This is a genomic window from Treponema sp. R6D11 (assembly GCF_054786075.1).
In genome coordinates this window covers 1-6,289 of sequence record NZ_BDHD01000109.1, presented here as the reverse complement: position 1 = coordinate 6,289, position 6,289 = coordinate 1, and the positions used below count along the sequence as shown (strand labels likewise).

The following is a 6,289-nucleotide window of genomic DNA, read 5'->3' as shown; positions in this document are numbered from 1 at the left end:
GAGAGGAGCCTTCTCTTTTTGCAGCCCTGTAATAAATCAAACCGTCTCCAGCAAGACGAAGGGTATCTATGTCCCAGCCTTCTTCAGGCGGGAAAAGGGCAAAGAACGGAATGTTTACAGGGAAAGGAACGTTAGAATTCATATTGAATGACCATGTTCTTTGTTTTGGGAGCGGCAGGGTTTGTGGTGGTGAAGCCGTGAAAGTGAAATGCTATCTACTATCCACAACTCACTATATACTCATTTTATTATTACAGAACAAAATCTTTAGGCATATATCTTGTACAAAAATATCATCTTGACAAGCCTGAAATAGGGTGATACTATTAAGAAAATATCATTATATTAATATTTAAGGAGTTTTGTATGTCAAAAGCGGGTAAGATTTTAATTGCTATTTTAATTCTGGGGGGTATTTTTGTCTTCCCTGTAGCCTCGCAACAGCAATGGACAAAAGAGGATTTACAAAACGCTTACATAGAATATTTACGTCAAGAAGGTTATATTCCTACAGTTGACTCTGACGGCGATATTCAATTTAAAGTGGCAGGCGATACTTATTTTATAATTGTAGACGATAAGGATCTTCAATTTTTTCAGGTTTATACTGGATTTAAGATGGATACCGTTTCCCAAGAAACCGCTATTAACGCGGCAAATTCTTCAAATAGAAGTTCAAAGGTAGTTAAGGTTGCCTTTTCTCCCGACAGAAAAGTTATCTCCATTACCGCTGAATTACTTTTAAATGATCCAAAAGATTTTATACCTGTTTTTTCAAGGGCAATCTCCCTTATAAGAAACGCGGAAAATAACTTTATGGCTCAGCTTAAGAATTTTTAATTACGAGCCACACGAACAAGAACGAAGAATTCTACCACGAACCACACGAACATCAGCGAACCTAGAGGGCTAAGATATTAACTACAATATGTGTGTTGTAGAGAGCAAAGGGATCAGGGGGTTGTTGTTTGAGGGGGTGGCTTTGGACTTTACGGCAAGATAACGGACAAAAACCCCTAAACTTTCGCTCCTGTCTAACGCGCTTATCGGTAGAATACCCAAATCCTTCTGTTCGCTCTTTGGTTCGTGTGGTTCGTGGTAAAAAATCCCCCTCAAAAAGCCCATAAATCGCGATTTAGATTTCCGCTATTTAATGGGTTTATACGGGAATAAAAGCCTTATTTTCGTGTATTTTAGGTAAAATTTAGGGCTATTTTCGCGTTTTTAGGCAAATTTTGGCGGGCAGGCGGCGTTTTTTGAAAATTTACCTTAAATTCGCATATTTTTTCTTTAAATATATTGACATTTTTTTTAAAACATATTATTTTATAAGGGATTCTAGTATTTACAATAATAGAATTAAGGTGTCCCGTTGGGACGCTAAATCGCGGTTTAAAAAGCCGCGAAAGATTACCTCCCTTTTGGGAGGGGAGAGGGAGATAAAGAGATACAGGACGCTCGTGCGGCGTTCTCTCTTATCTAGAGGATTAGGAGGAATTTAGAATGAAAAAACTGATTGTACTTTCAGTAATTTTCGCGCTAGTGGCGGGTAGCGTATTTGCCGCCGACGTTGGAGTTGAAGTCTTTGGCGGCGTAACCTTGCTTAAAGGTAGCAGCGAAGAAAGAGAGGACGGAGACTCGTACACAACCAAGTATCATAATTCGACCGCCTATGGAATAAACCGCGTTCGTATCAATGCTTCCGGTCAGACCGAGGACGGAACTATTGGCGGTTCATTGCGTTTTAATACCCAACTTGCCGACGATGGCGTTAAAGGTTATGGCTGGGTATGGTGGAAACCATCTGAGCTTTTCAGACTTCAGATTGGTAGCAACGCAGGCGACGGCGAATTTGGACTTGAAGGCGTAACTGGCTGGGGTTTTTACGCGTTAGCCAATGAAGTTATCACTAATAATGGTAACACATGGGGCGGCGGAGCCATAGATAACATTATTACACGCAACGCATTTTACGGCGGATGGAATGCCCCCGGCTTCATTATTACATCAAAACCAATAGAACCTCTTACTATCAATCTCGCTTTTCATGTCGACGGCGGTATTGCATACAAAGAATACAAACAATTCACAGTTCAGGTAACCTATAATATCGACGGAGTTGGTCTTGCCGGTATCACCTATGAAAACAGCCTCTTTGAACATGATGGAAAAACAGGAACTCAGGGTGGTTTTACCATTGCCGATGGTGCAAATAATGACAATCCTTATGTAAGAGCATATTTTGGTCTTACATCAATTGAAAACCTCGGCGTTGACGTAGGTATTGGTTATAAGTTCCCCGATACTTTCTATGTTAACAGTGTAAGCGAAACAGGCGGCAAGAAAACTGGAATTGAATCAACGTATACTGTAAATAACCCGTTATATGCTGGCGTTGGCGTAAACTTCACTTCAGGCGCGTTAGGTGTAAGATCCAGAATCGTTGGTGAATTTTTAGGAAACAATGTGAAAGATTTGACAGTTTACACCAATGGTGATTCAAAGACATTTTCAACGAAACTTGCCGATAATGGCTGGGGCATGATAATCGACGTACTGCCTTCTTATGCGATTAATGAAACCATTACAGCTTATTTAAGCTTAGGCATAGGTTTCCGTACTGGAAAGGAATCTGTAGAAAAATACGATGATGATGGCAAAGCGGTAATCGCGGTAGATAATTCATCTGAGGTTGCATGGCATGTACAGCCGTACATCGTTATTACACCCGCCTACTGGAGCGGAGCTTTCTTTGCAGGCATCAAATTTGAATCACCCGCCAACGATGTTTACTACAATGGCGACAAAGGCGATGTAAGGAATCGTACTCTCTACTGGTCAATTCCAATCGGAATCACAGCCAGCTTCTAATTTGAGCGTTTAGGGTTAAGAGCCCTAGTTATGAAGACCCTCCGCAAGGGGGGTCTTTTTTTTGTGTAAATAATATACTTGACAAATAGTCTTACAATATGCTATACAAAAAGTATGGTAGAATTGACTTTTGAATGGGACGAAGACAAAAACAAACTGAATTAGCAACAACATGGTATTTCGTTTGAGGACGCAAAGTTTGTTTTTAATGACCCATACAAAGTTATTCTGCCAGATCTTTATCATAGCGATGAAGAAGAACATTGGCTTGCTATCGGAATGGTAAATCGGGTTCTTTTTGTGGTTTTCACAGAAAGAGGTGACAGTGTAATAAGGATTATTTCAGCAAGGATAGGGACGAAGGCGGAGGAAAAATTATACAATGAAAACAACAGTTAAACTAAAGACGGGTGATAAACCCACCAAAGAACAATTAGAGCGTATTGAACGAGCGGCAAAAATGCCTATTGTCTCCGATAAAGACAGTCCTATATACACATCAAAACAATTATCTTTTCTTTACTTAGAGGCAAAAAAACTTAATAAAAAACAAACCGTTGGCATTAGGTTAAATCAAAAAACACTGGAACAATACAAGGGTTTTGGAAAAGGATATACAGGAATTATGGCGGCGGTTTTGGATTACGCGATTCATCATCCCGATATGATAAAAAAAGCCCTGTAGCCGCAAAAAAGGAAACAGCTCTACTACAAATATTTCGCCCCCTGTTCGTGTAGCTCTTGGTAGCTCTTCTTAATTAATTCCCCGCGCACAGTCCAACAACAAAATTTACAAACGCACTAAAATACTCAGGCGTAAGACGCGCGGGATTATCTTGCGCGTTATTCAAACTGCGCCATGTTTCAGGCAGACGGCGGTATTCGGCGGGTGCTTTAACTTCGCCCGATATAATTAAGTTTCCAAAGTCGGGGCGATCGCGTAACAGCGCTTCATATTGCTCTGCTTCTTTGGCGGGGAGCATGGTGACGGTTTGCGCGGCAAGCCCTGCGCGTAAAAAACCAACATCGTCAGAAAATGGAGTAGGAGCTAGCAGTACCCTTTCCAAGCGTAATTTTTGGGCTATTTCAAGAGCGTGATCGCGTAGGCTTGCGATATTTTTTATTATTTCTCGAATATTTGGGCTAACGCTATCCTGTCCTGCGGTTTTTAAGATTAAATCTGTTGTTGTAGAAATAATAAAAACGCCGCCTGAGCCGCAAGCGTCAAAATTAAATATTTTCGCTTTTTCAAGCCCCCAACTTTTTATTTTTTTTGCCAGAGTAAAAGAGCCTTGCTTTTCAAAACTTTCGCCCGCGGTTAATTCTTCCTTATCTGTAAAAACAATTATCCAATGGTCAATCCCTTTTTGCGCGAGAGTAACAGCGGCGTTTAACAGATGAAATACGGCGATACTGTTGTCGTTTGCTCCGGGGCTTCCCGCCACACGATCATAATGGGCGGAAAAAAGGTACGGGCTTGTTCCGCTAAACGGAAAAACGCCGCTTGCCGAGCGAAGGGATTTTTGTCCGGGAGGGAAAACAAAAATATGGTTGTTCCCCTCTACATTAATAACAGTTGAATTAAAATTAAGCGCCGATATTTGCTTTGTTAAAATCGCGTAACGGTCGGCATCCGGCGCTATAAAATCAAAATAACGGTCGTAGGGGCTGTGTTTTGCCCATTCAGGCGTTTTTATGCTTTTATTTTCCTTTGTATTCACGCGGTTATTTTTTCCGCCTTAAATGAGTTGGAAGGAGATACAAGCTCCTGCTGAGTGTCGATAATTTTAAGCTCTATAAGTTTTTCGTTTTTATCCGCCGCCTTAAAACTTGCGTCTAAAATGCCAAAAACAGAGGCAGTACACAGTTCCAGAGTTTTTTTAAGGTTTTTTGTTTCTAAATACCTTGATAAAAATACCGCCGTGGTCATATCGCCTGTGCCTGCAACTCCCTTGCCAAGAGGCAATTCAGGAGTTGTAATTTTATAAATATCTTTTTTATCCGAGGCAATCATGGAAAGCTCTCCTTCTTTTTCTTTGTAACTTGTTACAAGAATAATGGAAGGACCCATCTCATGCAAAAGTTTAATCGCTTTTAAAGCGTCGTCTAAATTTTGCGTATTTAATCCCGTTATAGCCTCAAGTTCAAACTGGTTTGGCGTAACAATATCCGCAAGCGGTATAAGCTCTTTTTTAAAAATATCGGGAATATCCGGTTTTACATAAAAACCCCGTCCCACGTCGCCCATTACAGGATCGCAAGTGTAAATGGCGTTAGGTGATTTACTTCGCACCTTTTTAACGGCGTCCACAATAGCCATAGCTACGGAAGCGTCGCCTAAGTAGCCTGAAAGCACAGCCTCGCAGCGGTTAAGAGCGTTTCGCTCTTCAAGCCCTATAACCAGTTCCGCCGCCAATTCAGCGCCCAAAACTTTCCCTTTCCATGAGCCGTAACCCGTATGGTTGGAAAACTCAACTGTGTTAATTGCCCAGACTTCGCGTCCAAGTCGCTGCAAAGGGAAAACCGCCGCGGTATTTCCCGCGTATCCAAAAACCACATGAGACTGAATAGATAAAACCGCCATATTGTACCTTCCGTTTAGCGTGTTCTGTGAAATATTCTGTCGAATAACAGACCTAAAAACCTTAAAAATTTTCCGTGACTTTGTCCGTACTTTTTGGAAAAATCTCCCGCCGCCTTAGTAAGCGAATATGTTCCGTATTTCTTTTTCAAGAAATCCCAATGCTTTATTATCCACACATAAAGATCGGCTTCTGTTCTTCCAGGAAAATTTGCAAGTAACCACTGTTCCCTGATTATCTTTATAACAGGATTATATACATTATTGTACCACGATACAAGGGCGTTGTTAAAATGAATTTCTTCTTCAATGTCCTCATTTAAATAGTATTTATGCACAAGTATATGGTTATAAATTACGTCATAACGCCCTGGAGCGCTAAAATTCATATCCCAGTAATCGGTTAAATCGCCGAATAATGTTTCGGTGTAAAAAATATTTTTTTCGTATTCAATAAGCTCTGCCGTTAACTCGTCCGTAGTCATAGACGGGTTAATATTCATCTCTGTTGTAAGACTGATAACCTCGGCGTCGATAAATTCTACGCCCTGCATTTTTGCAACAGACACGCGATGATTTCCGTCACGTACAAAATACACTCCGCCTATTTCGTACAAAAGAATCGGAGGAAGAATAATATCTTTTATGTGCGCTTCGTCAACTCTCTGCCAGCGGCTACGAAGATGTTCTTTTCGCGGAAGAAAAAATTTATTAAAATCATGATAACGCCCCTCGCTTCCGACAATCATTTTTATCGGCACTGTCTGGCTTCCCATGTACACTTCGTTTTTTGGCTTTAGAATGTTTTTTACATCATTAAAAGAAAGCAATTTATCT

At 40.7% G+C, this 6,289-nt stretch carries 7 protein-coding genes; 4 read left to right on the top strand and 3 right to left on the bottom strand.

Annotation, left to right across the window (positions count from 1 at the left end; translation table 11 throughout):
• The first annotated feature begins 366 nt into the window (after positions 1-366).
• From ACYVTD_RS09110 to ACYVTD_RS09095, 4 genes are all read left to right on the top strand, one after another.
• On the top strand, positions 367-840 hold the full coding sequence (locus ACYVTD_RS09110) for a type III secretion system chaperone family protein (RefSeq protein ID WP_461247464.1): 474 nt from the start codon (positions 367-369) through the stop codon (positions 838-840).
• A 663-nt stretch (positions 841-1,503) separates the two neighbouring features.
• Positions 1,504-2,871, top strand: a complete 1,368-nt coding sequence (locus tag ACYVTD_RS09105) for a hypothetical protein (protein ID WP_461247463.1) — start codon at positions 1,504-1,506, stop codon at positions 2,869-2,871.
• A 177-nt stretch (positions 2,872-3,048) separates the two neighbouring features.
• On the top strand, positions 3,049-3,270 hold the full coding sequence (locus ACYVTD_RS09100; RefSeq protein ID WP_461247465.1) for a BrnT family toxin: 222 nt from the start codon (positions 3,049-3,051) through the stop codon (positions 3,268-3,270).
• A complete protein-coding gene (locus ACYVTD_RS09095) occupies positions 3,254-3,556 on the top strand; it encodes a BrnA antitoxin family protein (protein WP_461247462.1) in 303 nt (100 codons plus the stop codon). The genes ACYVTD_RS09100 and ACYVTD_RS09095 overlap by 17 nt, the downstream gene beginning before the upstream one ends.
• Before the next feature lie 73 nt (positions 3,557-3,629).
• Here the strand turns inward: ACYVTD_RS09095 and ACYVTD_RS09090 are convergent, their stop codons facing one another.
• From ACYVTD_RS09090 to ACYVTD_RS09080, 3 genes are all read right to left on the bottom strand, one after another.
• Positions 3,630-4,592, bottom strand: a complete 963-nt coding sequence (locus ACYVTD_RS09090; protein WP_461247461.1) for a M28 family peptidase — start codon at positions 4,590-4,592, stop codon at positions 3,630-3,632.
• Positions 4,589-5,455, bottom strand: a complete 867-nt coding sequence (gene pdxY, locus ACYVTD_RS09085) for a pyridoxal kinase PdxY (protein ID WP_461247460.1) — start codon at positions 5,453-5,455, stop codon at positions 4,589-4,591. The genes ACYVTD_RS09090 and pdxY overlap by 4 nt, the downstream gene beginning before the upstream one ends.
• 14 nt (positions 5,456-5,469) lie before the next feature.
• Positions 5,470-6,289, bottom strand: an 820-nt coding sequence (locus ACYVTD_RS09080) for a transcriptional regulator (protein ID WP_461247459.1), incomplete at its 5' end; no start/stop codon positions are given.

Coding starts and splice junctions, on each gene's coding strand:
- ACYVTD_RS09110 (WP_461247464.1), top strand. CDS start 367: ATGTCAAAAGCGGGTAAGATTTTAATTGCTATTTTAATTCTGGGGGGT.
- ACYVTD_RS09105 (WP_461247463.1), top strand. CDS start 1,504: ATGAAAAAACTGATTGTACTTTCAGTAATTTTCGCGCTAGTGGCGGGT.
- ACYVTD_RS09095 (WP_461247462.1), top strand. CDS start 3,254: ATGAAAACAACAGTTAAACTAAAGACGGGTGATAAACCCACCAAAGAA.
- pdxY (WP_461247460.1), bottom strand. CDS start 5,455: ATGGCGGTTTTATCTATTCAGTCTCATGTGGTTTTTGGATACGCGGGA.